Genomic DNA, 23,998 nt, shown 5'->3' with positions numbered 1-23,998 from the left:
CGCTTCGCGGCTTGATGCGCGATGACGGCGCTGCTCGACGATCCGGCCGAACGCGCGCGGCGGCTGACGCTGCTGACGCGGGCGCGTCTCGCCGCACTGGAGCCTGTGCGCGCCCCGCTGATCGAGGCGGGACGGCGCGTGCCGCATTTCGATCCGCTCGACGGCGGCGCCGACGCGCGGCTGCTGCTGCTGCTGGAGACGCCGGGGCCGCGCGCCACCGAACCGGCGTTCGTCTCACGCGACAACCGCACCGGCACCGGCGCCAACCTCCGCCGCTTCCTCGACGGCGCGGAGATCGCGCGCGTGGACACGCTGATCTGGAACGCGGTGCCGTGGATCGTCCACGCGACGGGCGCGCGCAACCGCGCCGTCACCCGCGCCGAGTTGCGTGAGGGCGTGGCGCTGCTGCCCGCGTTGCTCGCGCTGCTGCCGCGCCTGCAAGTGGTGGTGCTGGCGGGCGCACCGGCGCGGGCGGCGGCGGAGACGGTGCGTGCCGCGCGGCGCGACGTCCCCGTGCTGACGATGCCGCATCCCAGCCCGACGATCGTCTGCACGAGCCCGGCGATCCCGGCGCGCATCGCGGACACGCTCGCCGCCGCGTCACGCATCCTCGCGAGCGCGACCGATCTTGACAATAGTAACCAGGTGGGATAATCGTCTGCTCGTCCACGAACCGGCAGGCGCGGCCGGCGAGTGGACGGGACCGGGTGCGAGCGGCAACGTGCGCACCCGGCGGCCGGCGCGAAGTCATCCGGTTCTCAAGCCGAAGCTTCGCCAGTCAAAAGCCGCCCCGGCTAACTGAGCCGTCCCGGCCACCACCGGGAGACGGCACCGCCGGGGGGCATCAAAGCCCGGACGCGATCGTGAGACATCGCGAGACTGTTCAAGTCGTCCGGCAACCGGGTGCGCGTGGCAGGACGCGCCGGCCGTATTCTCCCTCGATCCGCGAGAGCGGAGGGTGAGGCGTATGTGGTGAGGGTGTCCGGCGGCGTGACAGGTCACGATCCGTTGGGAGATCGGCACGAAACCTGTCGTTTGCCCCGCGACTACTCGTTCGCGCCTCCGGTCTGCTCGTCGCTGGCGTCGACCGGCTTGGACTCGGGGGAAGCCTCCTGCCGAAGGAAGATGCTGAAGACGACGTAGATGCCGATGACGGCGAACTCCGCCTCCCAACACTGGAATGCCGAGAACCAGAAGGCGGGCGACGCGGCGTAGGTGCCGAGATCGACAGGCGGCAGGTGCTGCAGCGCCTGGTCCTCGTTATACTTCATCGCGCCGCACACGAGGTGGCCCGCGAAGGTGACGGCGAACAGCGCGGCGAAGGCGAGCGCGAGCGAGTGGGCGTAGACCCAGCCATGATCGCCGCGGCCGGGATCGTCGTCGTCTCCGGGCTGGCGCGAGTGCGTCGCCCCCTTCTGGCGCAGCACCGCCCCGAGACTGATCAGCACGGCGAGCTGAAGCACCGCTGCCTGCCAATTGCTGAACAGGCCGTCGAGGAAGTTGCCGGTGCCGAGGTAAGCCGCGAACCCCACGCCGGCGAGGCGAGCGGCGACGCGGGCGGCATCGTAGGCCCACCATCCGGTCGCCGCCTGCCCCGCGAGCGTCAGGACGAACAGCGCCATGAGCGCGAGCGACAGGCCGTTGTCGTTGAGGAAACGCCCGGTCGGGGTCGACGGCTCGCTCATCGTGCGCCCTCCCAGCGTAGCAGCGTCACCTGCGCCTTGCCGTAATGCCGCACCGCCTCCGCCGCGAAGCCCTGCGGCTCCACCGCCTCGCCGCGCGCACTCTCGACGCTGACGAGCGCGCCGGGCGCCAGCCAGCCGAGCCGCGCCAGCCGCTCGCACGTCGGCACGCCCGCGCGCATCTCGTAGGGCGGGTCGAGCATCATCAGATCGTGCGGGCGGGGCGCGGGCCCGAGCGTGTTCACCGCCTGCGCGCGCACGTCCGTGCCCGTGGCGCCCAGCGCCGCGACGTTGGCGCGCAGCGCGTCCAATGCGGCGCGGTCCTGCTCGACGAACAGGCAAGAGGCGGCGCCCCGCGACAGCGCCTCCAGACCGAGCGCGCCGGTGCCCGCGAACAGGTCCGCCACCGCCAGCCCCTCGAACGAGCCGAGCCGGCTCGCCAGCATCGAGAACAGCGCCTCGCGGGTGCGGTCCGCCGAGGGCCGGGTGACGGCGCCGGCGGGGGCCTTCAGCAGCCGTCCGCGCCACGTGCCGGCGATGATCCTCACGCCGCCTCGCGCCCGCCGCGCAACGTGCGGCGGAAGGCGACGAGATCGTGCTGCCGGATCTCGGAGACCTGTCCCGCCGGCAGTTCGCCCAGCACGAACGGCCCGTAGGCGACGCGGATCAGCCGCGAGACCTGGAGGCCGAGATGCTCCAGCACGCGCCGCACCTCGCGGTTCTTGCCCTCGGCGAGCCGCATCTCGATCCAGAGGTTGCGGCCGGTGCGGCGCTCCAGATTGGCGTCGATCGATCCGTAGCGCACGCCCTCAATCTCGACGCCCTCGCTCAAGCCCTCCAGCGCCTGTTGCGTGACGCCGCCGTAGGCGCGCGCGCGGTAGACGCGCGGCACGCCCGACGAGGGCAGCTCCAGCGATCGCTTCAATCCGCCGTCGGTGGTGAGCAGCAGCAGTCCCTCGGTATTGAGGTCGAGCCGCCCGACGGGCACCACGCGCGGCAGCTCGCGCGGCAACCTGTCGTAGATCGTCGGCCGCCCGCGCGGATCGCGCTCGGTGGTGAGGAGGCCGGTAGGCTTGTGGTAGAGGAACAGCCGCGCGGGCGCGGGCGCCGCCACCGGCTGGCCATCCACCGTCACACCGTGGAGCGACGCCAAGAGCGTCGCCGGCGTCTCCAGCGCCACGCCGTCGATCGCCACGCGGCGGTCGGCGATCATGCGCTCGATCTCGCGGCGCGAGGCGATGCCGGCGCGCGCCAGCAGCTTGGCGATGCGCTGCCCCTCGCGGGCGGGCGCGGTGCGCGCCGGGGCGGCGGGGGCGCGGGGAGGACGAGGCGCGCGCATGGTTCCACTTTCGTTTCGGCGGCGGGAACCGCCTTCCGCGACGAACGCTTGACCGTCAAGTCGGGCGCGTGACCGCTCCCGTGCGGGAGGACGCGACGCCCCATGTTCGGGTTCGGCAGGCGCAAGGCAGGCGCGGGAATCCGGCGCATCCTGATCGTCGAGGACGAGCCGCTGATCGCCTTCGACAACGAGCATTTCCTCAACGACGCGGGGTTCGAGGTGGTCGCCACCGTCGACACCGCCGCCGAGGCGGAGCGTCTGCTGGCGGCCGGCGGGATCGATCTCGTCACCGCCGACGTGAAGCTGCACGAGGGCAGCGGCGTCGACGTCGCGCGCGCGGCGCATGCGGGCGGCGTCCCGGTGCTGTTCGTCACCGGCAACTGCCCGGCGGAGGCGGCGGGCTTCGCGGTCGGCTGCCTCGCAAAGCCCTATAGCCAGCGCGTGCTGCTCGATGCGATCCGCGTAGTTGCCGCCGTCGCGTCGGGCGAGAAGCCGCCGCGCCGCCTGCCGTCGGGCATGACGCTGTTCGCGAGGTAGCGGCTCGTTGCTCCGAGCCACTGACACCTGGTTCCGATCCGACCGGCAGCCTTCTTCATACCCGCCCGCTTCCCCCCGCCGCGCGCGCCTGTAAGGTCCGCGCATGACACCGATCGAAGCGCGCGGCTGGCGCGCCACCCTCCCGCCGGCCGTCCGCCCCTATGCCGAGGCGGCGCCGCTCGCCGCCTTCTTCCTCGGCGTGTCGTCGGGCTTCCCCTACGCGATGATCGGCGCGACGCTGACGACGCGGCTCGCGCAGGGCGGCATCGACAAGGCGACGGTGACGGCGTTCAGCCTCGCCTTCCTCGTCTACAATCTCAAATGGCTGTGGGCGTGGATCGTGGACGGCGTGGCGCTGCCCTTCTCCGCGCGGCTCGGCCGGCGCGTGACGTGGCTGCTGCTGGCCGGCGTGCTGGTGATCGCCGCGACGCTCGACCTGGCGGTGGCGAACCCGCGGGCGGACCTCGTCGGCACCGCGACGGCGGCGGTGCTGACGGGTGCGGCGGGCGCCACCTTCGACATCGTCATCGACGCCTATCGCATCGAGCTGCTGCGGCCGGACCAGCTCGGCGCGGGATCGGGGATGAGCCAATATGGCTGGCGGATCGGATCGGTGGCGGCGGGATCGGCGGCGCTGCTCGTCTCGGCGAGCGCCGGCTGGACGGCGGGCTACGCTGTGTGCGCGCTCCTCGCGCTGCCCGCGATGGCGACCGGCCTCGTCATGGGGGAGCCGGCGCGGCGCGTGGCCGTCGCCGGGAGGCGGGGGCTCGCGGAGATCGGCGCCGCGATCACCGGCCCGCTGGCGGATTTCTTCCGGCGCGAGGGCGCTTGGTTCGTGCTCGCCTTCATCCTCGTCCACAAGGTCGGCGACACGTTGGCGAACCTCACCTTCCGGCTGCTGTTCAACGATCTCGGCTTCACCAACGGCGAGATCGTGACGTGGGATGTCGGCGTCGGCTTCTGGGCTTATCTCGTCGGCATCCTGCTGGGCGGCATCGCCTACACGCGCCTGGGGCTCGCGCGCTCGGTGATGCTCAGCCTGTGGCTGATGGCGGTGTCGAACCTCAGCTTCGCGGCGCTGGCGCTCGCCGGCCACTCCAACGCCGGCATGGCGGGCGCGATCGGCTTCGAGAACGTCGCCAGCGGGATCGGCGGCGTGACGGTCGTCGCCTATTTCTCGGCGCTGTGCGACCTGCGCTTCACCGCCGCGCAATATGCGTTGATCTCGGCGGGGGCGAGCGTGGTCGGCCGCTTCCTGACGGGCACCACCGCCGGCGCGCTGATCGAGCGCTTCGGCTACGCGGACTTCTACCTGCTGACGACGGTGGCGGCGCTGCCCGGCATCGCGATCTTCTGGTGGATGACGAGGAGCGGGCTCGTCGCGCGCTCGATCGGCACGGCGGGCACCGCGCCAGCCGACCCGGTTCAGTCGGGCGGCTGACCATTGGCGGCGAGCACCTCGCCGGCGAGGTAGAGCGAGCCCATCACCAGCACGAAGGGCGGTTCTGCGGCATCCGCGTGGCGGCCGATCCAGCCGAGCGCGTCGGGCACCGCCTGCGCCGTACGCGCGGTGAGCCCGTTCGCGCGCGCGATCCGGACGAGTTCGGCGGGTGCGTGGAAGGCGTGGCCCGGCACCGGCACCGCGTGCACCGTCAATTGCCGCCCGGCGAAGGCGTGGAGCACGCCCGTCGCATCCTTGTTGGCGAGCAGCCCCAGGACGATGTGCAGCGGCTTGCCCGCCGGCGCGGCCGCGCGCAGGTGATCGGCGACGACGCGCGCGGCCGCCGGGTTGTGGCCGCCGTCGAGCCACAGCTCGGCATCCTGCGGCAGCAGTGCGGCGAGCGGCCCCGCGCCCAGCCGCTGCATCCGCGCCGGCCACTCCGCCCAGCCCATCGCGGCCTTTAGCGCGGCCTCGGGCACGTGCAGCGCGTGCTGGTGGCGCAGCATCGCGACGGCGAGGCCGGCGTTGAGCACCTGATGCGCGCCTGCCAGCCTGGGCAGCGGCAGGTCGAGCCGCCCGGCCATGTCTCGATAGCGCACGCGCCCCTGATAGGCGGCGGCGTCCCACGCGCCCCCGCGCGGCAGCCACGGTGCGTCCACCGCCGCCGCCGCCGCCGCGATCCGCTCGGCCGGCTGCGTGGCGTATCGCTGGGTGACGAGCGGGACGTGCGGCTTGGCGATCCCCGCCTTCTCCGCCGCGATCTGCTCGGGCCGGTCGCCCAGAAAGGCCTGGTGGTCGAGCGCGAGCTGCGCGATGCCGGTGACGACGGGGGCGGGCACGACGTTGGTGGCGTCGAGGCGACCGCCCAGGCCCACCTCGATCACGCAGGCGTCGGCGGGCGTCTCGGCGAAAGCTAGCAATGCCGCCGCCGTCGTCGCCTCGAAGAAGCTCGGGCCGATCGCGTCCGCCCCGCGACCGGCGACGTCGAGCACGCGCGAGAGATAGGAGGCCAGCGCCTCGTCGGCGATCAGCCGGCCGCCGAGCCGGATGCGCTCGTTGAAGCGGACGAGGTGCGGGCTCGCGAAGACGTGGACGGTGCGTCCCGACGCCTCCAGCGCGGCGCGCAGGAAGGCGCAGGTCGATCCCTTGCCGTTGGTGCCGGCGACGTGGAAGACTGGCGGCAGCGCCTCCTCGGGATTGCCCAGCCGCACCAGGAGGGCGCGGATCCGTTCCAGCCCCAGCACGTCCGCGCCCAGGCCGAGCGCCGCCAGCCGATCGAGCTGGCGCTGGACCGCCGGGTCCGCCGATCGCGCGCCGTCTGGCATCGCTTCATGCCGCCTTGGCGTCGGCCGAGGAGAGGGGGGCCGGGCACAGATAGGCGATCAGCCGCGCCAGCCTCTCGCGGAGCTGGTGGCGGTGGACGACCATGTCGAGCATCCCGTGCTCCAGCAGATATTCGGAGCGCTGGAACCCCTCGGGCAGCTTCTCGCGGATCGTCTGCTCGATCACGCGCTGGCCCGCGAAGCCGATCAGCGCGCCGGGTTCGGCGAGCTGCACGTCGCCCAGCATCGCGTAGCTGGCGGTGACGCCACCCGTTGTCGGATCGGTCATCACCACCACGTACGGCAGCCCCGCCTCGCGTAGCTTCGCGATCGCCACGGTCGTCTTGGGCATCTGCATGAGGCTGAGGAGGCCTTCCTGCATCCTGGCGCCGCCTGAGGCGGTGAAGACGATGTAGGGCGCGTTCTCGGCGATCGCGGCCTCGACGCCGGCGACGAAGGCGGCGCCCACGGCCAGCCCCATCGACCCGCCCATGAAACCGAAATCCTGCACGCCCACGATCGCGTGCCGCCCTTCGATCTCGCCCTTGGCATTGAGCAGCGCGTCCTGCTCGCCGCTCGCGGTGCGCGCGGTCTTCAGGCGATCGGCGTAACGCTTGGTGTCGCGGAACTTGAGCGGATCCTCGCGCACCGCCGGCGCGGGCAGCATGGTGTGGACACCGCCGTCGAACAGCAGGTCGAAGCGCTTGACCGCGCCGATCCGCCCGTGATGCTGGCATTTCGGACAGACATTCTGGTTCTCCTCATATTCCTTGAGGAACACCATCGCGCCGCATTGCGGGCATTTGTGCCAGAGATTTTCCGGGCTCTCGCGCTTGCCCACGAAAGGGATGGAGCTGCGGACGCGATCGATCCAGGTCGTCATGCCGCCACTCCCACTCTTGCGCCGCGCACCGCCGCAGACAGTTGCGCCACCAGCGTCGCACCCGCCTGCGGATCGCCGCCCGCCGCCGCCAGCGCCTCCACGATGGCCGAGCCGACCACCACGCCGTCCGCCACGCGCGCCACCGCCGCCGCCTGCTCGGGCGTGCGAACCCCGAAGCCGACCGCGACGGGCAGCGCCGTAGCCGCCTTCAGCCGCGCCACCGCCTCGTCGATCGAGCCGACGGCGGCCTGGGCCGTGCCGGTGATGCCCGCCACCGAGACGTAGTAGACGAAGCCCGAGGCGCCCGCCAGCACCGCCGGTAAGCGCACCGCGTCGGTGGTCGGTGTCGCCAACCGCACCAGATCGAGCCCGGCGGCGCGCAGCGCGGGGCCGAGCGCGGCGTCCTCCTCGGGCGGAAGATCGACGCAGATGACGCCATCGACGCCCGCCTCGGCGCAGGCGACGGCGAACGCGTCCGCCCCGCGCGCCAGCATCGGGTTGGCGTAGCCCATCAGCACCAGCGGAACCTCCGGATGGCGCTCGCGGAAACCCCGCGCGATGGCGAGCACGTCCGCCGTGCGCGTGCCGGCGGCCAGTGCGCGGATGTTCGCCGCCTGGATCGCGGGCCCGTCCGCCATCGGATCGGTGAACGGCATCCCAAGCTCGATCACGTCGGCGCCGCCCGCCACGATCGCGTCGAGGATCGCGGGCGTGTGCGCGGGGTCGGGATCACCGGCGGTGACGAACGCGATCAGGGCGGAGCGGCCCTCGTTGTGCAGCCGCTCGAACGTGGCGGCGAGGCGGCTCAAATCCGCACCCCCATCGCGCCGGCGACGGTGAAGATGTCCTTGTCGCCGCGACCGGAGAGATTGAGGAGTATGATCTGGTCGCGACGCCAGTTCTTCGCCGAGCGCACGATCGCGGCGATGGCGTGACTGCATTCCAGCGCCGGGATGATGCCCTCGACGCGGCAGCAGAGCTGGAAGGCGTCCAGCGCCTCGGTGTCGGTCACGCCCTCGTAGCGGACGCGGCCGGTCTCGTGCAGCCAGCTATGCTCGGGGCCGATGCCGGGATAGTCGAGCCCCGCCGAGATCGAATGGGCCTCGGCGATCTGCCCGTCCTCGTCCTGGAGGAGGTAGGTGCGGTTGCCGTGGAGCACGCCGGGACGTCCGCCGGTCAGCGAAGCGGCGTGGCTGGTGGTGTCGAGCCCGTGGCCCGCCGCCTCGACGCCGAGCATCTGCACCTCGGGATCGTCGAGGAAGGGGTGGAATAGCCCGATCGCGTTCGATCCGCCGCCCACCGCCGCCACCAGCAGATCGGGCAGGCGGCCCTCCGCCGCCATGATCTGCGCCTTGGCCTCGGTGCCGATCACCGATTGGAAATCGCGCACCAGTTCGGGGTAGGGGTGCGGCCCCGCCGCCGTGCCGATCAGGTAGAAGGTGTCGTGGACGTTGGCGACCCAGTCGCGCAGCGCCTCGTTCATCGCGTCCTTGAGCGTCTGCGCGCCGGACGTCACCGGCCGCACCTCCGCGCCGAGCAGCTTCATTCGGAACACGTTGGGCTGCTGTCGCTCGATGTCGCGCGCGCCCATGAAGATGGTGCAGGGCAGGCCGAAGCGCGCCGCGACCGTGGCGGTGGCGACGCCGTGCTGGCCTGCGCCCGTCTCGGCGATGATCCGCTTGCGCCCCATGCGGCGGGCGAGCAGGATCTGGCCGACGCAGTTGTTGATCTTGTGCGCGCCGGTGTGGTTCAGCTCCTCGCGCTTGAAGTAGATCTTCGGGCCGAAGCCCTCGGGCGCGTCGCGGCGCAGCGCCTCGGTCAGCCCCTCCGCGTAGTAGAGCGGCGAGGGCCGGCCGACATAGTGCGTCATCAGCCCGGAAAGCTCAGCGGCGAAGCCGTCGTCCTGCTTGGCGGCGCGATATTCGCGCTCCAGCTCCAGGATCAGCGGCATCAGCGTCTCGGCGACGTAGCGGCCGCCGAAATCGCCGAAATGGCCGGTGGCGTCGGGTTGCGCGCGCAGCGAGTTGGGAGCGTTCATAGGCGGGCGGCCGCTTGCAGGAAGGCCGCGATCTTGTCCACCGACTTGACGCCGGGCGCGTCCTCGACCCCCGACGAGACGTCGATCGCGCGCGCGCCGGTCACGGCCACTGCCTCCGCCACGTTCGCAGCGTCGATCCCGCCGGAGAGCACCCATGGCAGCGGGTGGGCGAAGCCGTCCAGCAGCCGCCAGTCGAAGCGCAGCCCCAGCCCGCCGGGCAGCGCCGCGCCGGCGGGCGGCTTGGCGTCGTAGAGGATGCGGTCGGCCGCCCCGCGATAGCGCGCGGCCACGTCGAGGTCCGCGCGGGTTCGCACCGGCACCGCCTTCCACACCTCGACGCCGAAACGCCGCGAGACGGCGGCGGCGCGCTCGGGCGGTTCGGCCCCGTGGAGCTGCACGCCGGTCAGCCGCGCCGTCGCGATTGCGTGGGCGAGCAGATCATCGTCGGGATCGACAAACACGCCGACGCGGCCGACCTGCGGCGGTGTGGCGAACGATCCCGCCCGCTCGGGCGCCACGTCGCGCAGGCTCGGGGCGAAGAACACGAAGCCGACGTGCGACGCGCCGCCCGCGACGGCGGCATCGACCGTCTCGGGCGTCGAGAGGCCGCAGATCTTGGCTTGGACGGTCATGGCGGCGAGACATAGGCGCTGCCGCCGCCTATGTCTCCGCCTCGTAGCGCAGCGTTCCCGCCAGCCGGCGCTCGTGCCCGTCGCGGGTGTGATGCACGCCGTCGAACACCGGCACCTGCGCGAAATCGAACGGGCTCGCGCCGTCGATGCAGGCGACGTTGACGCTGAACTGATCGGGATGCGAGCGGCGGCGATGGTGCGTGTAGACGCCGCACGTCGCGCAGAAGAAATGCTCGGCCACGTCCGTGTTGAAGCGGTAGCAGGAGAGCCGGTCCGCGCCCCGCGTCACGCGGACGTCGTCCTCGTGCGCGACGACCACCACCGCGCCCAGCCGCCGGCAGATCGAGCAGTTGCACCGCGTCGGCGCGTCGAAACCGTCCACCAGCACCGCCTCGAAGCGCACCGCGCCGCAGTGGCAGCCACCCGCCACCGCCTCGCTCACAACGTCGCCTCGATCGCGCGCGCGGCCTCGGCAGGATCCTCCGCGCCGGTGATCGGACGGCCGATCACCACCACCGACGCGCCGCGATCGCGCGCCTGGCGCGGCGTGACGACGCGCTTCTGGTCGCCGACACGGCCTTCGGCGGGGCGCACGCCCGGCACGACGAGGAAGCCGTCGTGCCAGGCCCGGTGCGCGGCGGCGACCTCCGCGCCCGAACAGACGATGCCGTCGAGCCCCGCCGCGCGGGCAAGATCCGCCAGCCGCGCGACCTGGCGCTCCACGCCGTCGCCTACGCCCATCGCGGCGAGGTCGTCGCCGTCGAGGCTGGTGAGCATCGTCACCGCCACCACCTTGGTCGCGGGCGGCGCGGCGGCCCTGGCATCCTCCATCATCGCGCGCCCGCCGCTAGCGTGGACGGTGACGATCGCCGGCGCGAGCGGGCCGAGCGCCTGCATCGCCTTGCCGACGGTGTTGGGGATGTCGTGGAGCTTGAGGTCGAGGAAGATCGGCAGCCCCGTCGCCGCCAGCTCGCGCACGCCCGCCTGGCCGTTGGCGGCGAAGAACTCCAGGCCCAGCTTGATCCCGCCGACGTGCCGCCGCACCGCCTGTGCCAGGGCGAGCGCGCGCGCGACCTGCGGCGTATCCAGCGCGACGAAGATCGGCGAACTCATGCGGATCAGGACTGCGCCGGCGGTTCGGCCGCGGGATCGGCGGGAACGACGACGGGCGGCGTCGTGGATGCGGGCGCCACCACCTCGGTCGCCTGGATGTCGGCCAGCGCACGCTGCTGCGAGGCGAGCCGGCGGCGGAGCTGCCAGCGCGCCGCGCGATGATAGAAGAACATCGGCAGCAGCCCCGCCAGGAACGCGCCGTAGATCAGCACCGGCAGCTTGGCCTCGACGAGCAGCCCGCCCCACAGGTTCACCGTCGCCGGCACCCAGTTGCGCATCGCGAAGATGACGGCGGCGACCGCGAGCACGACCCAGAACAGAGTCTTGAGGAACTGCATGGCCGCGAACCTAAGGCCAAGCCGCGCGTCGCGCCACCCTGTCGCGAGACACGAAGAAAAAGACGGACGCGCCGAGGCTTGGAGCGAACCGGCGAGGAGGGCGTTCGAACGATGCCGGGCCGATGCCCGGTCAGGAGATTCAAGATGCCAATTCTCACCCGTTCGATCGCCGCGATCGCTCTTGCCACCGCCGCGCTCGCCGCGCCCGCCCTCGCGCAGTCGGCCGCGCCCGATACGCAGACCTACCTGATGAAGGCCGGCGCCAGCGATAAGTTCGAGATCACCGAGGCGAAGCTGATGAAGGCTTCCAAGAACCCGCAGATCAAGCAGTTCGCCACGCAGATGATCACCGATCACACGAAGAGCACCATGATGGTGAAGAAGGCCGCGATGGCGGACCACAAGACCGTCAAGCCGGCGATGCTCGACGCCGACCAGAAACAGCAGGTGGCGCAGCTCACCGCCGCCAAGGGCACCGAGCGCGACAGCCTCTACATCCAGCAGCAGAAGCCGGCGCACCAGCAGGCGCTCGATCTTCAGCAGAGCTACGCCAGCGGCGGCGCGGACCAGCACCTGAAGGACAATGCCGGCCAGATCGTGCCGGTGGTGCAGAGCCATATCGACATGCTGAACCAGATGCCCGCGATGTAACGGACAAGCCGGCGCCCGCTTGCGAGAGCGGCGGACGCCGGCTATGTTCCCGCTTCGTTCGGCGGGAGCACAGGGTGGCTAAAGCGCAGCGTCGATATGTCTGCCAAGCGTGTGGCGGCGTCTCCTCGCGGTGGCAGGGCCAGTGCGGCGACTGCGCCGAGTGGAATACGCTGGTCGAGGAAGCGCCGGCGGTCGTCACCCCGTTCGCGGCGAAGCACGATCTCAGGCGCGGTGGGCGGACGATCGACCTCGTCGCGCTCGACACGGACGTGCCGTCGCCACCCCGCGTCTCCACCGGCATCGCGGAGTTCGATCGCACGCTGGGCGGCGGTCTCGTGCCCGGCTCGGCCACGCTGATCGGCGGCGATCCCGGTATCGGCAAGTCCACTTTGCTTATCCAGGCCGCCGCGCGAATGGCCGCCGCCGGCCACGGCGTCACCTACATTTCGGGCGAGGAAGCGGCCGATCAGGTACGGCTGCGCGCGCGCCGGCTGGGCCTCGGCCAAGCCCCCGTGCGGCTGGCCGCGGCGACCTCTGTGCGCGACATCCTCGCCACGCTCGACGGCGGGCCGCCGCCGGCCTTGCTGGTGATCGATTCGATCCAGACCATGCACTCCGACGCGATCGAGGGGTCGCCCGGCACCGTCAGCCAGGTGCGCGCCTCCGCGCACGAACTGGTGCGCTACGCCAAGGACACGGGCTGCGCGCTGGTGCTCGTCGGCCACGTCACCAAGGACGGCGCGATCGCGGGGCCGCGCGTGCTGGAGCACATGGTCGACGCCGTACTCTCCTTCGAAGGCGAGCGCAGTCACCAGTATCGCATCCTGCGCGCCACCAAGAACCGCTTCGGCGGCACCGACGAGATCGGCGTCTTCGCGATGGGCGGCGGCGGGCTCGACGAGGTCGCCAATCCATCGGCGCTGTTCCTGACGCAGCGTGAGGAGGGCGTGGCGGGCGCCGTCGTCTTTCCCGCGATCGAGGGCACGCGGTCGCTGCTCGTCGAGATCCAGGCGCTGGTGGTCCGCCTCGCCTCGGGCGCGACCCCGCGCCGCGCGGTAGTGGGATGGGACTCGGGCCGTCTCGCGATGATCCTGGCGGTGCTGGAGGCGCGCTGCGGCCTCTCCTTCTCGTCGGCCGAGGTCTATCTCAACGTCGCGGGCGGCTACCGCGTCGCCGATCCCGCCGCCGACCTGGCGGTCGCCGCCGCGCTCGTCTCGGCGCTGTCGGAGCGGCCGGTGCCCGTCGACGCGGTGGCGTTCGGCGAGGTGGCGCTGTCGGGCGAGCTGCGGCCCGTGGCGCACGCCGGCCTGAGGCTCAAGGAAGCCGCCAAGCTCGGCTTCGAGCGCGCGCTGCTGCCCGCCGCCGGCGCGCTGGAGGCGCAGGCGCTCGCCGTCGCGCGGTTCGGCACGTTGGGTCGCCTCGTCGACCATCTGCTCGGACGAGGCTGACGTGGCTCTCGCCTGCTCGTAGGGCCTGACCTAATCGTCAAGGAGGAGCGAGCGCCATGAACCTGTCCGAGGAAGCGGGGATGCACCTGAGCGGGATCGAGCAGCTCCGCGCGCTCGCTGCCGCCGGTCGGCTGCCCGGCATCGCCGAGACCATGCGTTTCCGCCTGACGGAGATCGACGACGGCCGTGCGGTGTTCGAGGGCGAGCCTGGCCTGCACGTCTACAATCCGATCGGCAGCGTTCATGGCGGCTATGCCGCGACGCTGCTCGACAGCGCCTGCGGGTGCGCGGTGCAGACGAAGCTGGCGCCGGGCCAGCGCTACACCACGCTCGAGATCAAGGTCGCCTATCACCGCGCGATGACCGAGACGACGGGCACGGTGCGCGCCGCCGGTACCGTCGTCAGCGTCGGCCGCCGCGCCGCCTTCGCGGAAGGCCGGCTGGAGGACGCGGGCGGCCGCCTGCTCGCCAGCGCGACGTCCAGCCTGCTGGTGATCGCCGCCTGATCCCGGACGCCGCCGCGTTGACCCGCCGGGCGGGCGAGGGGTAGCAGGGCCGCCCATGGCGTCGCTCACCCTCCTCGACATCATCGTCATCCTGTTCGTCGGCGGCGGCGCGGTGATGGGCGTGGTGCGCGGCTTCGTCTACGAGGTGCTGTCGCTGTTCGCCTGGGCCGCCGTGGTGGTGGCGCTGCGGCTGTTCTACGCGCCCGTCGCGGCGGTGCTCGCCACGCATCTCAGCACGCGCGCGGGAGCCGGGCTGCTGGCGTTCGTGGCGGTGGGCGGCATCGTCTATCTCGGCGGGCGGCTGGTGGCGGCGCGGATCGGCCATCGCACGCGCACGTCGGTCCTCGGGCCGGTCGACCGGCTGCTCGGCGTCGGGTTCGGCGCGGTAAAGGGGCTGATCGGCGCCACGTTGCTGTTCATGGCCGGCAACCTCGTCTTCGATCTCGGCTTCGGCGGTGCGGCGCCCCGTCCCGAGTGGGTGCGCACCGCGCGCGCATATCCGCTGCTCCAGGCGAGCCGGCGCGCGATCGACGAGTTCGTCGCGCGCCGCCGCGCCGGCTCGCCCGAGCTCGACAACGCCAGCGAGCCCGCCAACTCGACGGACGAGGCGCGGCGGCCTATCTGAGCGCCATGTCGGCCGCGCTCTACAACTCCACGATCCTGCGGCTCGCCGCCTCGATCCCCCACCACGCTCCGCTCGACGAGTCGCACGCGCGCGTCGAGAAGCGGTCGCCGATCTGCGGCAGCCGCGTGGCGGTGTGGATCGCGCTCGACGCCGAGGGCCGGGTCGAGCGGCTGGGGCAGGAGGTGCGCGCCTGCGCGCTCGGCCAAGCGTCGGCGGCGCTGATGGGGGAGGGTGCCCTCGGCCGCACGCCTGCCGAGCTGGCCGACGCGCGCGATGCGCTGGCCGCCTATCTGGCCGGCGAGCGCGACGATCCCGGCGGCTGGGCGGGGCTCGAGATCTTCGGCCCGGCGCGCGACTATCCGGCGCGGCACGCCTCGATCCGGCTCGCCTTCGAGGCGGTCGCGCAGGCGGCGGACGAGGCGACGCTCGGCCGCGCGGCCGACGCTGCGTGAGCGCGGCGTCTGACAGGTTTGCCGCGTGACCGCGGCGTCTGACAGGCTAGCCGCGTGACCGCGGCGGGCGACGGCAGCCTCCTCCACGACGGCGTCATCATGCTTGGCGCGGCGCTGCCCGCCGTGCTGCTGTTCCGCCGCTTCGGGCTCGGCGCCGTGCTCGGCTACCTGCTCGCCGGCGTCGCGATTGGGCCTCAGGTGCTCGGCCTTATCGGCGACGCCGAGGGCAAGATGGGCGTCGCCGAGATCGGCATCACGTTGCTGCTCTTCCTCGTCGGGCTGGAGCTGGCGCCGCGCCGCTTGTGGGAGCTCAGGCGCGAGATCTTCGGCCTGGGCCTCGCGCAGGTGCTGCTCTCGGGCGCGGCGGTGATCGCGGTGGTGGCGGCGTTCACCGGCTTCAGCCTCTCCGCCGCGATCGCGCTCGGCATGCCGCTCGCGCTGTCCTCCACCGCGCAGGTGCTGCCGCTGCTGCAATCGTCGGGCCGCCTCCACACCCGCTTCGGCGAGCGCGCCTTCTCGATCCTGCTTTTCCAGGATTTGTCGATCATCCCGCTCATCACCGTCATCGCCGCGCTGTCGCGCGCGCCCGCGGACGCGTCGGCGCCGCCGGGCTGGCTGATGGCGCTCTCCACGGTCGGCGCGGTGGTGCTGCTGGTGCTCGTCGGCCGGTTCGTGCTGACGCCGCTGTTCCGGCTGATCGGGCACCTGGGCGAGCGCGAGATGTTCATCGTGGCCGGGCTGTTGACGGTGCTCGCCGCCTCCGCGCTCATGGAGGCGCTGCACCTCTCGACCGCGTTGGGCGCGTTCGTGGCGGGTGTGATGCTCGCCGACTCGCCGTATCGGCACGAACTGGAGGCCGACGTCGAGCCGTTCCGCTCGATTCTGCTAGGGCTGTTCTTCCTGTCGGTCGGCATGCTGCTCGATCTCTCCGCGATCGCGACGCGGCCGCTGTTCGTGGTGGCGCTCGCCGCCGCGCTGATCGTGGTGAAGACGGGCGTGCTGTTCGCGATCGCCAAGGTCGCGAAGATGGAGACCCGGCCGGCGATCGCGCTCGGCCTGCTGCTCAGCCAGGGCGGCGAGTTCGGTTTCGTGCTGTTCGCGCAGGCGCAGGCGGCGCTGCTGATCGCACCGACGGCGGCGAGCCTGTTCTCGGCGGTCGTCACGCTGTCGATGGCGACGACGCCGTTCCTGATGTCGATCGCGCGCCGCTTCGGCGGCGCCGAGGCCGGCGCCAAGCTGCGCGGGCTGCGCACGCCCGACGAGGCGGAGCAGGCCTCCGCGATCGTCGTCGGCTATGGCCGCTTCGGCCAGACGGTGGGGCAGATGCTGATGGCCCACGGACTGTCCTTGACCGCCGTCGACCTCGACGGCGATCTCATCGAGATCAGCGAGCGCATGGAGATGCGCGTCTATTACGGCGACGGCACCCGGCTCGATCTGCTCCGCCAGGCGGGTGCCGCCGAGGCCCGGCTGATTTGCTTCTGCATCGACGACTCGAAGCCCGACGCGGACACGCTGGCGGCGGTGCGCGAGGCGTTTCCCGATGCCGCGCTTCTCGTCCGCGTCTTCGATCGCCGCCACCTGCTCGCGCTCAAGGGCACGGGCCTCGACGGCATGATCCGCGAGGTCCACGAGAGCGCGATCGCGCTCGGCCGACAGGCGCTGGCGGTGCTCGGTGCCGACGAGGACGAGATCGCGCGGCTGGAGGAGGAGTATCGCGAGCGCGACCGCCGTCGCCTGCGCGAGCAGCATACGACGGGCGATCTCGCCGCCGCGGCCGGCCTGATGTACCGTCCGCATCGGCCCGCGCAGAGCCTGGACCGGGAGACGGCATGATCGCACTGGCGGTGCTTGCCGCGCTCTCGGGCGCGATCGCGGTCGGCGCGGGGGCCTATGGCGCGCACGGCGTCTCCGGCGAGGCGGCGGAATGGCTGCGCACCGGCGCGCACTATCAGCTCGTCCACGCGGTGGCGGCGCTGGCGCTGCTGTCGCGTCCTGGCGGCGCGGTGGCGGGCTGGCTGTTCGTGGCCGGCGGCGCGCTGTTCGCGGGCACGCTCTACGCGATGGCGCTCGGCGCGCCGCGCTGGCTGGGGGCGGTGACGCCGATTGGCGGGCTGGGGCTGATCGCCGGCTGGGTGGTGCTGGCGGTGGCGGCGCTCAGGACCTGATTTCGGCCTTGCGGCTCAGGGCCTGACACCCGCCTTGCGGCTCAGGGCCTGACGCCCGCCTTGCGGCACGCGTCCGAGCAGTAGCGGACCCGATCCCAGTCGCGCGCCCATTTCTTGCGCCACGCGAAGGGGCGGGCGCACGCGGCGCAGATCTTGGTCGGCAGATCGCGCTTGGCTACGCCGTTGGGCATGCCGCGCGCTCGGCGTCGAGGAAGGCGACGACATCGCCGAGATCGACGTCGGACGCCACGAACGTGCCGCCGATGCCACGCGCCAGCAGGAAGGGCAGGCGCCCGCCCGTCCTCTTCTTGTCGTGCGCCATGTGCGCGACCAGCACGTCGCCGCCCGCCTCCACGCCGGCCGCCGCCATCGTCGTCGGCAGCCCGGCGGCGGCGAGGTGGCGCGCCACCCGTTCGGCGTCGGCCGGATCGCACAGGCCGCGCTCGGCGGAGAAGCGGAACGCCAGCGCCATGCCGCACGCCACCGCCTCGCCATGGAGCAGCCGGTTGGAGAAGCCGGTCTCCGCCTCCAGCGCGTGGCCGAAGGTGTGGCCGAGATTGAGGAGCGCGCGCACCCCCGCCGTCTCGCGCTCGTCCGCCGCGACGATCCGCGCCTTGGCCGCCACCGAGTGCGCGATGGCGTGCGCGCGTAGCCGGATGTCACCGGCGAGCAGCGCGCCGCCGTTCGCCTCCAGCCAATCGAAGAAGAGCGCGTCGTCAATGAGGCCGTATTTCACCACCTCGGCATAGCCCGCCGCCAGCTCGCGCGGGGGCAGCGTCTCCAGCACCAGCGGATCGATTAGCACGTGCGCGGGCTGGTGGAAGCTGCCCACCAGGTTCTTGCCCGCGCGCGTGTTGATCGCGGTCTTGCCGCCTACCGAGCTGTCCACCTGCGCGAGCAGCGTGGTGGGCACCTGCACGAAGCCGCAGCCGCGCTTCACGATTGAGCAGGCGAAGCCGACGAGATCGCCGATCACCCCGCCGCCCAGCGCCACGACATGATCCGATCGCTCGACGCCCAGATCGAGCAACCGATCAACTAGCGTCTCCAGCACCGCCCAGCTCTTGCTCGCCTCGCCGGGCGGCAGCACGATCGGCAGGTGCGCGATCGCGGCGGCATCCAAGGCGGCGGCGAACGCCGGCAGCCAGGCGGCGGCGACCGTCTCGTCGGTGACGACGATCAGCCGCCCGCGCGGCGCGTAGGCGGCGAGCCGGGTGCCCGCCTCGTCAAGCGCGCCGGCGGCGATCGCCACCTCGTAGCTGCGCGCGCCGAGCGCGACCGGGATCGTCGTCATGCCGGGAGCGCCCTCAAGATCGCGTCCACCGCCGCCTCGTGGGGTAGCGGCTGCGAGCGGATATGGACCTGCGCCTCGGCGTAGAGCGGGTTGCGCACCGCCGCGAGTTCGCCGAGCACGGCGCGCGCGTCGCGCCCGACGAGCAGCGGGCGATCGTTGCGGCGGCCGACGCGCTCGGCCAGCACGTCGAGGTCGGCGTCGAGCCACACGGCGGTGGCGCGCTCCAGGATCAGCCGCCGCGTCTCGGCATTCACGAACGCGCCGCCGCCCGTCGCCACCACTTTCGCCGTGCCGTCGATCAGGCGGGCGATCACGCGCCGCTCCCCGTCGCGAAAGCCCTCTTCGCCGAACGTCTCGAAGATCTCGGGAATGGACATGCCGGCGGCGCGCTCGATCTCGCGGTCGGCATCGCAGAAGGGCAGCCTCATCCGCGCCGCCAGCCGTCGCCCGATCGTCGACTTGCCGACACCCATGAGGCCGACGAGCACGATCGGCCGCGCGGCCGATCGCCTATGGGCGCGCGGAGGAGCGGGGGCGGGCATCGCGGCGGGGCTATACACGGCGGGCGCCAGGCGGCAAAAGCGCGTTCCGATCCCACTCGCCCGGAAGCTCCATGCCGCGCTCCACCCTCATCCTCATCGTCGTGCTCGCCGTGATCGTGATCGGGGCCGTCCTGCTGTCGCGGCGGCCCAGCGCGGTGCCGACGCACCGGATCGAGCAGCCGGTGACGCTGAACGGCGCCGCCGATGCGGGGAAGTAGCCGGCGGGCGAACCGGCGCGCGCTGGCCCTCGCGACGCTCGCGGGGACGCTCGCGCTCGCGCCCGCCTTCGGCCAGCAATCGCCGCAGTCGATCCTGCCGCCGGGCTTCGGCGAACCGGCGCCTCCTCCGCCTCCCGCAGCGCCGGCCATCGCGGCGCCACCCCCGGCGCAGCCGGCACCCGACGGCGGTCCGCCGATCGTGGCGCCGCCGCCGACACCCGAGGATCTCGCCGCCGCCGCGACCGCGCAGGCCGACGCGCGGGCGCAGGCGGAGGCCGCCGCCGAGACGCTCCGCCGCCAGGACATTCCCGAGTTCGCGCGCGCGCCCGTCGATCGCATCGGCATCCTGCCCACCGAGGCGAGCGGCATCGCCGCCGACGGTTTCGGGGCCGAGCCGGGGCGCTATCTCGCTACGCTGATGCAGCGGCTGGACGCGCCGATCGCGTCGCGCTGGCTGTCGATGCTGCTCCGGCGCACGCTCTCCACCGAGATCGACACGCCCGCCGGCATCGATCCCGCCGACTGGACGGCGGCGCGCGCCGCGCTGCTGGTGCGGATGGGCGAGGCCGACGCGGCGCGCCTGCTCGTGCAGCGCGTCGACAGCGATCGCGCGACGCCCGCGTTGCGTGCCGCCATCCTCGACGCCGCGATGGCGAGCGCCGATCCGTCCGCGCTGTGCCCGGTGGCGGAAGCCGGCGAGGCGGCGAACCGCGCCGCCGCCTGGACGCTGGCGCGCGCGATGTGCGCGGGGCTGTCGGGGGAGAGCGGCTCGGCGTCCGCGCTGGTCGATCGCGCGCGCGCCGCGCCCAAGCCGCCGCAGGGGCTCGACCTGCTGCTCGCCGAGCGCGTGATCGGTGCGGGCAACGACAGCCGTCGCGCGGTCAACATCCAGTGGAGCCGCGTGGACCGGCTCGATCCCTGGCGCTTCGGGCTGGCGAGCGCGGTCGGCCTCGCCATCCCGCCGAGCCTGCTCGACGGCGGCGGCCTCGCCATGCAGGCGTGGCGGGCGCGCGCGCCGATGCTGCCGCTCGCAGGGCGCGTGGCGGCGCTGCGTACAGCCGCCACGCTCGGCACCGTGTCGTCGGGCGACCTGGTCGATGCCGTCTCGGCGGTGGCCGAGGAGGGCGATCCGCTGGCGATGGACCAGACCCTCGCCGGCCGCCTGCGCACCGCCTACGCCGCGGCCGATGCCGGTGATCGGCTGTCCGCGCTGCGATCGCTATGGGCCGATCCCGCCGACGAGCGCGACCTCTACGCGGCGCACATCCTCACCGCGCGCGCCGCCGAGCGGGTGGCGCCTTCGGCGGACCTCAAGTCCGACGCGGCGCAGCTCATCCAGGCGATGCTGTCCGCCGGGCTCGACATCCAGGCGGCGCGCTGGGCGGGCGTCGCCGCCGGCCTGCGCGGCACCGCCGGCGACGAGGCGTGGGCGCAGCTCGCAGTCGGCGCACCGCGCGCGATGATGACGATCGACGCCGACCGCGTTGCCGATTTCGGCGAGGGCGGACGCGGCGCGGCGCGGCTCCGGGCGCGGTTCCTGCTCGCGGGGCTCGCCGGCCTCGGCCGGTTGCAGCCTCGCGCGGTCGACGATCTCGCCGGCCGGCTCGGCGTGCCGCTGGCGGCGCAGAACCCGTGGTCGCGCGCGATCGCGGGCGCCGCACAACGCGGCGAGCCCGCGACGGTCGTGTTGCTCGCGGCGGTGGGCATGCAGACGAGCGACTGGACTCAGGTGGACCCCTCCTTCCTCTATCACATCGTCGCCGGCCTCCACGCCGTCGGCCTCGATCCCGAGGCGCGGATGATCGCCGCCGAGGCCATCGCGCGGACATGACGCGGCCGGCGGCCGCGCTGGCGGTCGGAGAGGACGGCCGCGCGATCGAACGGTTCCTGGAGGCGCTGGCGGCGGAGAGCGGGGCGGCGCGCAACACGCTGCTCGCCTACGGCACCGATCTGCGCGCGGCATCCGCCGCGCTGGCCGGCGGCCTCGCGCGCGCGGACGAGGCGGCGGTGACGCGGCTCGTGGCGAGCTGGTCCGAACTCGCGCGTGCTAGCGTGTCGCGCAAGGCGGCGTGCCTGCGCCGCTTCTTCGGCTTCCTGGTGGAGGAGGGCGATCGCGCCGACGATCCCTCGCCGGCGCTGCCGCGCGGCCGCGCCAGTCGCCCGTTGCCCAAGATTCTCGGCCACGACGACGTCGATCGCCTGTTCGCGGCGCTGGCCGCGCGAACGGCCACGCCCGCGCGCCCGCTGGATCTGCGCGCGGCGGCGTTGCTGGAGCTGCTCTACGGCTCGGGCCTTCGAGCGACCGAGCTCGTGTCGCTGCCGCGCGACGCGATCCGGACGAACCAGCCCTTCCTCATCCTGCGCGGCAAGGGCGGGGTGGAGCGGCTCGCCCCGATCTCGGACCGCGCGCTCGCCGCGGTCGAAGCGTGGCGCGCGCACGTTCTTCGCGGTCAGCCCTGGCTCTTCCCGGGCGGCCGATCCCACCTCTCGCGCGTCCGGCTATTCCAGATCGTCCGGGCGCTGGGAGCCGAGGCCGGCATCCCGCCCGAACGCATCGGCCCGCACGTGCTGCGTCACGCCTTCGCGACCCACCTGCTGGAGGGCGGCGCGGACCTGCGCGCGCTGCAGGCGATGCTGGGTCATGCCGACATCGCCACGACGCAGATATACACCCATGTCGACAGCCGGCGGCTGGTGGAGCTCGTCAACACCCGCCATCCCCTCGGCGACGCCGCCCGCGTTGACGGCCCGGCGAGCGAACCCTAACCCGGCGCGCATGAACTTCCTCGACTTCGAGAAACCGATCGCCGAGCTGACCGCGCGCGTGGCCGAGCTGCGCGAGACGGCGGACGCCGGCACGCTCGACATCGAGGCCGAGGTCTCCAGGATCGAGGCGAAGGCCGAGACGCTGCTGAAGTCCACCTACGCGAAGCTCACGCCGTGGCAGAAGACGCAGGTCGCGCGCCACCCGCAGCGCCCGCACCTCAAGGATTACGTAGCGGGCTTCGTCGCCGATTTCATGCCGCTCGCCGGCGATCGCGCGTTCGCCGACGATCTCGCGATCGTGGGCGGGCTCGGCCGCATTGCCGGGCGCCGCGTGATGGTGATCGGGCACGAGAAGGGCGACGACACCGCCACGCGGTTGAAGCATAATTTCGGCATGGCCAAGCCCGAAGGCTACAGGAAGGCGATCCGGCTGATGGAGCTCGCCGATCGCTTCCGCCTGCCGGTGGTGACGCTGGTCGACACCTCGGGCGCTTTCCCCGGCGTCCAGGCGGAGGAGCGCGGGCAGGCCGAGGCGATCGCACGCTCCACCGAGGCGAGCCTCGCGCTCGGCGTGCCGATGGTGGCGGCGATCGTCGGCGAGGGCGGATCGGGCGGCGCGGTGGCGCTCGCGGCCGCCAACCGCGTGCTGATGTTCGAGCACGCGGTCTACTCGGTGATCTCGCCCGAGGGCTGCGCGTCGATCCTGTGGCGCACCGCCGAGAAGGCGCCCGACGCCGCCGAGGCCATGAAGATCACCGCCGCCGATCTCCACAAGCTGGGTGTGGTCGACCGCATCGTCGCCGAGCCGCTGGGCGGCGCCCACCGCGCGCCCGTGGACGCCATCGCGACGTTGGGCGCCGCGATCGGGGAGGAGCTCGATACGCTGGCGGTACTGGATCCGCGCACCCTGCGGCAGCAGCGGCGCGACAAGTATCTGGCGATCGCCTGACGTCGCGCGCCGGCGGCGTGGGAGCGTTCGGGACATGACGAGGGGCGGCGCGGGCCCGAAGCCCGCGCCGCCCCATCAAGTCCGGCCCCGCCCCGGGGGGGGCGGGCGGCGCCGTCTTACAGCTTGTTGGAGACGTTGTTGAAGGTGTTCTGCAGACTGCTGCCGACCTTGTTCATGGCGGTGATCGCGGCGACGGCGATCAGCGCGGCGATCAGGCCGTACTCGATGGCGGTGGCGCCCTTGTTGTTCTTCAGGAACTTGCGCATGTCTGTCTCCTACGTTCGATGCCTAGTCTTACCCGGCTTTCCCCCCGCGGGGTCCGCGTCCCTCCTGTAGGGGAGAGCGGTTGCGAAAGTCTTAAGGCTGCTCCGGCGTCCCGGCCGCCTCACATCGCGCCGCGCGTGGCGTTGTTGATGTTGCCGTAGAGCCGGATCACGGAGCCCGACAGGTTGAACAGCCCGACGAACATGACGACCACGATGAGCGCGCAGATCAGACCATATTCGATCGCGGTGCTGCCGCGCGCATTGCGTCCAAGCTCCCGAATGCGACGCATGACCTTGTTCCCCGCACCCGCGCGATACCGCTCCCGTCGGAAGCATAGCGGTACGGGCGTTAAGGAAGGCTTGGCGTGAGCGAGGCGTCCGCGCCGCTGCTGCTGGTCGCCGCCGCCGCGCTCGTCGACGCCGACGGACGCATGCTGGTACAGCAGCGCCGCGACGGCGCGCTGGCCGGGCTTTGGGAGTTTCCGGGCGGCAAGATCGAGGTGGGCGAGACACCGACCGAGGCGCTGATCCGGGAGCTTGCCGAGGAGCTCGGCATCGGCGTCGAGGCCGCGTGCCTCGCGCCCGCCGCCTTCGCGAGCGAGCCGCTGGTCGCGCCATCGGGGTCGCGCCACCTCCTGCTGCTGCTTCACGTCTGCCGCAAGTGGCGGGGAACGCCCCGGCCGCTCGTCGCCGCCGCGCTGCGCTGGGTGCGGCCGGTCGAACTCCACGCGCTGGCGATGCCCGCACCGGACCGGCCGCTCATCGGCCTGCTCGAGGCGCTGCTATGA

At 72.7% G+C, this 23,998-nt stretch carries 31 protein-coding genes; 15 read left to right on the top strand and 16 right to left on the bottom strand.

Annotated elements, in window-relative coordinates; genetic code table 11:
• Nucleotides 1–21: 21 nt before the first annotated feature.
• Nucleotides 22–654, top strand: coding sequence for a uracil-DNA glycosylase family protein (locus ACOFKX_RS03745; RefSeq protein WP_419825741.1), 633 nt, complete (start codon nt 22–24; stop codon nt 652–654).
• Nucleotides 655–1,046: 392 nt separating this feature from the next.
• Here the strand turns inward: ACOFKX_RS03745 and ACOFKX_RS03740 are convergent, their stop codons facing one another.
• The 3 genes from ACOFKX_RS03740 to ACOFKX_RS03730 are packed head-to-tail and all read right to left on the bottom strand — an operon-like array spanning nt 1,047 to nt 3,021.
• A complete protein-coding gene (locus tag ACOFKX_RS03740; RefSeq protein ID WP_419825740.1) occupies nt 1,047–1,685 on the bottom strand; it encodes a DUF6766 family protein in 639 nt (212 codons plus the stop codon).
• A complete protein-coding gene (gene rsmD, locus ACOFKX_RS03735) occupies nt 1,682–2,230 on the bottom strand; it encodes a 16S rRNA (guanine(966)-N(2))-methyltransferase RsmD (RefSeq protein ID WP_419825739.1) in 549 nt (182 codons plus the stop codon). Before rsmD ends, ACOFKX_RS03740 begins: the two co-directional genes overlap by 4 nt.
• Nucleotides 2,227–3,021: a pseudouridine synthase gene (locus tag ACOFKX_RS03730; protein WP_419825738.1), complete on the bottom strand. Its 795-nt coding sequence runs from the start codon at nt 3,019–3,021 to the stop codon at nt 2,227–2,229. Before ACOFKX_RS03730 ends, rsmD begins: the two co-directional genes overlap by 4 nt.
• A gap of 102 nt (nt 3,022–3,123) precedes the next feature.
• On the opposite strand from ACOFKX_RS03730, the gene ACOFKX_RS03725 reads away from it, so the two are divergent.
• Together ACOFKX_RS03725 and ACOFKX_RS03720 are read left to right on the top strand one after the other, a co-directional pair.
• Nucleotides 3,124–3,558, top strand: coding sequence for a response regulator (locus ACOFKX_RS03725; protein WP_419825737.1), 435 nt, complete (start codon nt 3,124–3,126; stop codon nt 3,556–3,558).
• 103 nt (nt 3,559–3,661) lie between these two features.
• Nucleotides 3,662–4,999 carry an MFS transporter gene (locus tag ACOFKX_RS03720; protein ID WP_419825736.1) on the top strand — a complete coding sequence of 446 codons (1,338 nt, stop codon included), beginning with the start codon at nt 3,662–3,664 and terminating at the stop codon, nt 4,997–4,999.
• On the opposite strand, the gene ACOFKX_RS03715 is transcribed toward ACOFKX_RS03720, so the two are convergent.
• From ACOFKX_RS03715 to ACOFKX_RS03680, 8 genes are read right to left on the bottom strand one after another with little or no spacing between them, the layout of a single operon-like run.
• Nucleotides 4,984–6,324, bottom strand: coding sequence for a bifunctional folylpolyglutamate synthase/dihydrofolate synthase (locus ACOFKX_RS03715; protein WP_419825735.1), 1,341 nt, complete (start codon nt 6,322–6,324; stop codon nt 4,984–4,986). The genes ACOFKX_RS03720 and ACOFKX_RS03715 overlap by 16 nt on opposite strands.
• Nucleotides 6,325–6,328: 4 nt before the next feature.
• Entirely contained in the window at nt 6,329–7,204 is an 876-nt protein-coding gene (gene accD, locus ACOFKX_RS03710) for an acetyl-CoA carboxylase, carboxyltransferase subunit beta (protein ID WP_419825734.1), read from the bottom strand.
• Nucleotides 7,201–8,013, bottom strand: a complete 813-nt coding sequence (gene trpA, locus ACOFKX_RS03705) for a tryptophan synthase subunit alpha (RefSeq protein ID WP_419825733.1) — start codon at nt 8,011–8,013, stop codon at nt 7,201–7,203. The genes accD and trpA overlap by 4 nt, the downstream gene beginning before the upstream one ends.
• Nucleotides 8,010–9,242 (bottom strand): tryptophan synthase subunit beta, encoded by a 1,233-nt coding sequence (trpB, locus tag ACOFKX_RS03700; RefSeq protein ID WP_419825732.1) that lies wholly within the window; start codon nt 9,240–9,242, stop codon nt 8,010–8,012. The genes trpA and trpB overlap by 4 nt, the downstream gene beginning before the upstream one ends.
• Complete coding sequence (locus tag ACOFKX_RS03695; RefSeq protein ID WP_419825731.1) at nt 9,239–9,874, bottom strand: phosphoribosylanthranilate isomerase; 636 nt, start codon at nt 9,872–9,874, stop codon at nt 9,239–9,241. Before ACOFKX_RS03695 ends, trpB begins: the two co-directional genes overlap by 4 nt.
• A 28-nt stretch (nt 9,875–9,902) precedes the next feature.
• Entirely contained in the window at nt 9,903–10,316 is a 414-nt protein-coding gene (locus ACOFKX_RS03690) for a GFA family protein (RefSeq protein WP_419825730.1), read from the bottom strand.
• Entirely contained in the window at nt 10,313–10,987 is a 675-nt protein-coding gene (gene pyrF, locus ACOFKX_RS03685) for an orotidine-5'-phosphate decarboxylase (protein WP_419825729.1), read from the bottom strand. Before pyrF ends, ACOFKX_RS03690 begins: the two co-directional genes overlap by 4 nt.
• Before the next feature lie 5 nt (nt 10,988–10,992).
• The gene (locus tag ACOFKX_RS03680; RefSeq protein WP_419825728.1) at nt 10,993–11,325 is read right to left on the bottom strand and encodes a lipopolysaccharide assembly protein LapA domain-containing protein; all 333 of its coding nucleotides are present in this window, start codon (nt 11,323–11,325) and stop codon (nt 10,993–10,995) included.
• A gap of 144 nt (nt 11,326–11,469) precedes the next feature.
• Here ACOFKX_RS03680 and ACOFKX_RS03675 point away from each other — a divergent pair, with 144 nt between their 5' ends.
• From ACOFKX_RS03675 to ACOFKX_RS03645, 7 genes are all read left to right on the top strand, one after another.
• Entirely contained in the window at nt 11,470–11,976 is a 507-nt protein-coding gene (locus ACOFKX_RS03675; protein WP_419825727.1) for a DUF4142 domain-containing protein, read from the top strand.
• Nucleotides 11,977–12,050: 74 nt separating this feature from the next.
• The gene (radA, locus tag ACOFKX_RS03670; RefSeq protein ID WP_419825726.1) at nt 12,051–13,424 is read left to right on the top strand and encodes a DNA repair protein RadA; all 1,374 of its coding nucleotides are present in this window, start codon (nt 12,051–12,053) and stop codon (nt 13,422–13,424) included.
• Nucleotides 13,425–13,480: 56 nt separating this feature from the next.
• A complete protein-coding gene (locus ACOFKX_RS03665; RefSeq protein WP_419825725.1) occupies nt 13,481–13,930 on the top strand; it encodes a PaaI family thioesterase in 450 nt (149 codons plus the stop codon).
• Nucleotides 13,931–13,985: 55 nt separating this feature from the next.
• Complete coding sequence (locus tag ACOFKX_RS03660; protein WP_419825724.1) at nt 13,986–14,555, top strand: CvpA family protein; 570 nt, start codon at nt 13,986–13,988, stop codon at nt 14,553–14,555.
• A gap of 5 nt (nt 14,556–14,560) precedes the next feature.
• Nucleotides 14,561–15,007 (top strand): iron-sulfur cluster assembly scaffold protein, encoded by a 447-nt coding sequence (locus ACOFKX_RS03655; protein WP_419825723.1) that lies wholly within the window; start codon nt 14,561–14,563, stop codon nt 15,005–15,007.
• Nucleotides 15,008–15,106: 99 nt separating this feature from the next.
• Entirely contained in the window at nt 15,107–16,843 is a 1,737-nt protein-coding gene (locus tag ACOFKX_RS03650; RefSeq protein ID WP_419827335.1) for a cation:proton antiporter, read from the top strand.
• Nucleotides 16,840–17,175, top strand: a complete 336-nt coding sequence (locus ACOFKX_RS03645) for a DUF423 domain-containing protein (protein WP_419825722.1) — start codon at nt 16,840–16,842, stop codon at nt 17,173–17,175. The genes ACOFKX_RS03650 and ACOFKX_RS03645 overlap by 4 nt, the downstream gene beginning before the upstream one ends.
• Nucleotides 17,176–17,216: 41 nt before the next feature.
• On the opposite strand, the gene ACOFKX_RS03640 is transcribed toward ACOFKX_RS03645, so the two are convergent.
• From ACOFKX_RS03640 to ACOFKX_RS03630, 3 genes are read right to left on the bottom strand one after another with little or no spacing between them, the layout of a single operon-like run.
• Nucleotides 17,217–17,366, bottom strand: a complete 150-nt coding sequence (locus tag ACOFKX_RS03640) for a DUF2256 domain-containing protein (protein WP_419825721.1) — start codon at nt 17,364–17,366, stop codon at nt 17,217–17,219.
• Complete coding sequence (aroB, locus tag ACOFKX_RS03635) at nt 17,351–18,469, bottom strand: 3-dehydroquinate synthase (protein ID WP_419825720.1); 1,119 nt, start codon at nt 18,467–18,469, stop codon at nt 17,351–17,353. The genes ACOFKX_RS03640 and aroB overlap by 16 nt, the downstream gene beginning before the upstream one ends.
• Nucleotides 18,466–19,011 carry a shikimate kinase gene (locus tag ACOFKX_RS03630; protein WP_419827334.1) on the bottom strand — a complete coding sequence of 182 codons (546 nt, stop codon included), beginning with the start codon at nt 19,009–19,011 and terminating at the stop codon, nt 18,466–18,468. Before ACOFKX_RS03630 ends, aroB begins: the two co-directional genes overlap by 4 nt.
• Nucleotides 19,012–19,082: 71 nt before the next feature.
• Here ACOFKX_RS03630 and ACOFKX_RS03625 point away from each other — a divergent pair, with 71 nt between their 5' ends.
• Genes ACOFKX_RS03625 through ACOFKX_RS03610 form a run of 4 tightly spaced genes read left to right on the top strand, consistent with a single transcriptional unit; the run spans nt 19,083 to nt 22,944 of the window.
• Nucleotides 19,083–19,229 carry a hypothetical protein gene (locus ACOFKX_RS03625; RefSeq protein ID WP_419825719.1) on the top strand — a complete coding sequence of 49 codons (147 nt, stop codon included), beginning with the start codon at nt 19,083–19,085 and terminating at the stop codon, nt 19,227–19,229.
• Nucleotides 19,216–21,060, top strand: coding sequence for a hypothetical protein (locus ACOFKX_RS03620; RefSeq protein WP_419825718.1), 1,845 nt, complete (start codon nt 19,216–19,218; stop codon nt 21,058–21,060). The genes ACOFKX_RS03625 and ACOFKX_RS03620 overlap by 14 nt, the downstream gene beginning before the upstream one ends.
• A complete protein-coding gene (locus ACOFKX_RS03615) occupies nt 21,057–21,995 on the top strand; it encodes a tyrosine-type recombinase/integrase (RefSeq protein WP_419825717.1) in 939 nt (312 codons plus the stop codon). Before ACOFKX_RS03620 ends, ACOFKX_RS03615 begins: the two co-directional genes overlap by 4 nt.
• A gap of 10 nt (nt 21,996–22,005) precedes the next feature.
• Nucleotides 22,006–22,944, top strand: coding sequence for an acetyl-CoA carboxylase carboxyltransferase subunit alpha (locus ACOFKX_RS03610; RefSeq protein ID WP_419825716.1), 939 nt, complete (start codon nt 22,006–22,008; stop codon nt 22,942–22,944).
• Between the two features lie 116 nt (nt 22,945–23,060).
• Here the strand turns inward: ACOFKX_RS03610 and ACOFKX_RS03605 are convergent, their stop codons facing one another.
• Together ACOFKX_RS03605 and ACOFKX_RS03600 are read right to left on the bottom strand one after the other, a co-directional pair.
• A complete protein-coding gene (locus ACOFKX_RS03605; protein ID WP_419825715.1) occupies nt 23,061–23,210 on the bottom strand; it encodes a Flp family type IVb pilin in 150 nt (49 codons plus the stop codon).
• Nucleotides 23,211–23,329: 119 nt separating this feature from the next.
• Nucleotides 23,330–23,500 carry a Flp family type IVb pilin gene (locus ACOFKX_RS03600; RefSeq protein WP_419825714.1) on the bottom strand — a complete coding sequence of 57 codons (171 nt, stop codon included), beginning with the start codon at nt 23,498–23,500 and terminating at the stop codon, nt 23,330–23,332.
• Nucleotides 23,501–23,575: 75 nt separating this feature from the next.
• Between ACOFKX_RS03600 and ACOFKX_RS03595 the strand changes: the two genes are divergently transcribed.
• A complete protein-coding gene (locus ACOFKX_RS03595; RefSeq protein ID WP_419825713.1) occupies nt 23,576–23,998 on the top strand; it encodes a (deoxy)nucleoside triphosphate pyrophosphohydrolase in 423 nt (140 codons plus the stop codon).

Origin of the sequence: Sphingomonas sp. (assembly GCF_965200105.1) — a bacterium.
Classification (GTDB): domain Bacteria; phylum Pseudomonadota; class Alphaproteobacteria; order Sphingomonadales; family Sphingomonadaceae; genus Solisphingomonas.
This window is presented reverse-complemented; position numbering and strand designations above follow the sequence as displayed.

Excerpts from the sequence above, each read along its gene's own strand:
- ACOFKX_RS03600 (WP_419825714.1), bottom strand. The coding sequence starts at position 23,500 with ATGCGTCGCATTCGGGAGCTTGGACGCAATGCGCGCGGCAGCACCGCG.
- ACOFKX_RS03605 (WP_419825715.1), bottom strand. The coding sequence starts at position 23,210 with ATGCGCAAGTTCCTGAAGAACAACAAGGGCGCCACCGCCATCGAGTAC.
- pyrF (WP_419825729.1), bottom strand. The coding sequence starts at position 10,987 with ATGAGTTCGCCGATCTTCGTCGCGCTGGATACGCCGCAGGTCGCGCGC.
- ACOFKX_RS03745 (WP_419825741.1), top strand. The coding sequence starts at position 22 with ATGACGGCGCTGCTCGACGATCCGGCCGAACGCGCGCGGCGGCTGACG.
- accD (WP_419825734.1), bottom strand. The coding sequence starts at position 7,204 with ATGACGACCTGGATCGATCGCGTCCGCAGCTCCATCCCTTTCGTGGGC.
- ACOFKX_RS03725 (WP_419825737.1), top strand. The coding sequence starts at position 3,124 with ATGTTCGGGTTCGGCAGGCGCAAGGCAGGCGCGGGAATCCGGCGCATC.
- ACOFKX_RS03630 (WP_419827334.1), bottom strand. The coding sequence starts at position 19,011 with ATGCCCGCCCCCGCTCCTCCGCGCGCCCATAGGCGATCGGCCGCGCGG.
- ACOFKX_RS03620 (WP_419825718.1), top strand. The coding sequence starts at position 19,216 with ATGCGGGGAAGTAGCCGGCGGGCGAACCGGCGCGCGCTGGCCCTCGCG.
- ACOFKX_RS03655 (WP_419825723.1), top strand. The coding sequence starts at position 14,561 with ATGTCGGCCGCGCTCTACAACTCCACGATCCTGCGGCTCGCCGCCTCG.
- ACOFKX_RS03625 (WP_419825719.1), top strand. The coding sequence starts at position 19,083 with ATGCCGCGCTCCACCCTCATCCTCATCGTCGTGCTCGCCGTGATCGTG.
- ACOFKX_RS03730 (WP_419825738.1), bottom strand. The coding sequence starts at position 3,021 with ATGCGCGCGCCTCGTCCTCCCCGCGCCCCCGCCGCCCCGGCGCGCACC.
- ACOFKX_RS03610 (WP_419825716.1), top strand. The coding sequence starts at position 22,006 with ATGAACTTCCTCGACTTCGAGAAACCGATCGCCGAGCTGACCGCGCGC.
- ACOFKX_RS03650 (WP_419827335.1), top strand. The coding sequence starts at position 15,107 with ATGCTTGGCGCGGCGCTGCCCGCCGTGCTGCTGTTCCGCCGCTTCGGG.
- ACOFKX_RS03645 (WP_419825722.1), top strand. The coding sequence starts at position 16,840 with ATGATCGCACTGGCGGTGCTTGCCGCGCTCTCGGGCGCGATCGCGGTC.
- ACOFKX_RS03680 (WP_419825728.1), bottom strand. The coding sequence starts at position 11,325 with ATGCAGTTCCTCAAGACTCTGTTCTGGGTCGTGCTCGCGGTCGCCGCC.
- ACOFKX_RS03720 (WP_419825736.1), top strand. The coding sequence starts at position 3,662 with ATGACACCGATCGAAGCGCGCGGCTGGCGCGCCACCCTCCCGCCGGCC.
- aroB (WP_419825720.1), bottom strand. The coding sequence starts at position 18,469 with ATGACGACGATCCCGGTCGCGCTCGGCGCGCGCAGCTACGAGGTGGCG.
- ACOFKX_RS03665 (WP_419825725.1), top strand. The coding sequence starts at position 13,481 with ATGAACCTGTCCGAGGAAGCGGGGATGCACCTGAGCGGGATCGAGCAG.
- ACOFKX_RS03640 (WP_419825721.1), bottom strand. The coding sequence starts at position 17,366 with ATGCCCAACGGCGTAGCCAAGCGCGATCTGCCGACCAAGATCTGCGCC.
- ACOFKX_RS03660 (WP_419825724.1), top strand. The coding sequence starts at position 13,986 with ATGGCGTCGCTCACCCTCCTCGACATCATCGTCATCCTGTTCGTCGGC.
- trpB (WP_419825732.1), bottom strand. The coding sequence starts at position 9,242 with ATGAACGCTCCCAACTCGCTGCGCGCGCAACCCGACGCCACCGGCCAT.
- ACOFKX_RS03615 (WP_419825717.1), top strand. The coding sequence starts at position 21,057 with ATGACGCGGCCGGCGGCCGCGCTGGCGGTCGGAGAGGACGGCCGCGCG.
- ACOFKX_RS03740 (WP_419825740.1), bottom strand. The coding sequence starts at position 1,685 with ATGAGCGAGCCGTCGACCCCGACCGGGCGTTTCCTCAACGACAACGGC.
- ACOFKX_RS03715 (WP_419825735.1), bottom strand. The coding sequence starts at position 6,324 with ATGCCAGACGGCGCGCGATCGGCGGACCCGGCGGTCCAGCGCCAGCTC.
- ACOFKX_RS03695 (WP_419825731.1), bottom strand. The coding sequence starts at position 9,874 with ATGACCGTCCAAGCCAAGATCTGCGGCCTCTCGACGCCCGAGACGGTC.
- ACOFKX_RS03675 (WP_419825727.1), top strand. The coding sequence starts at position 11,470 with ATGCCAATTCTCACCCGTTCGATCGCCGCGATCGCTCTTGCCACCGCC.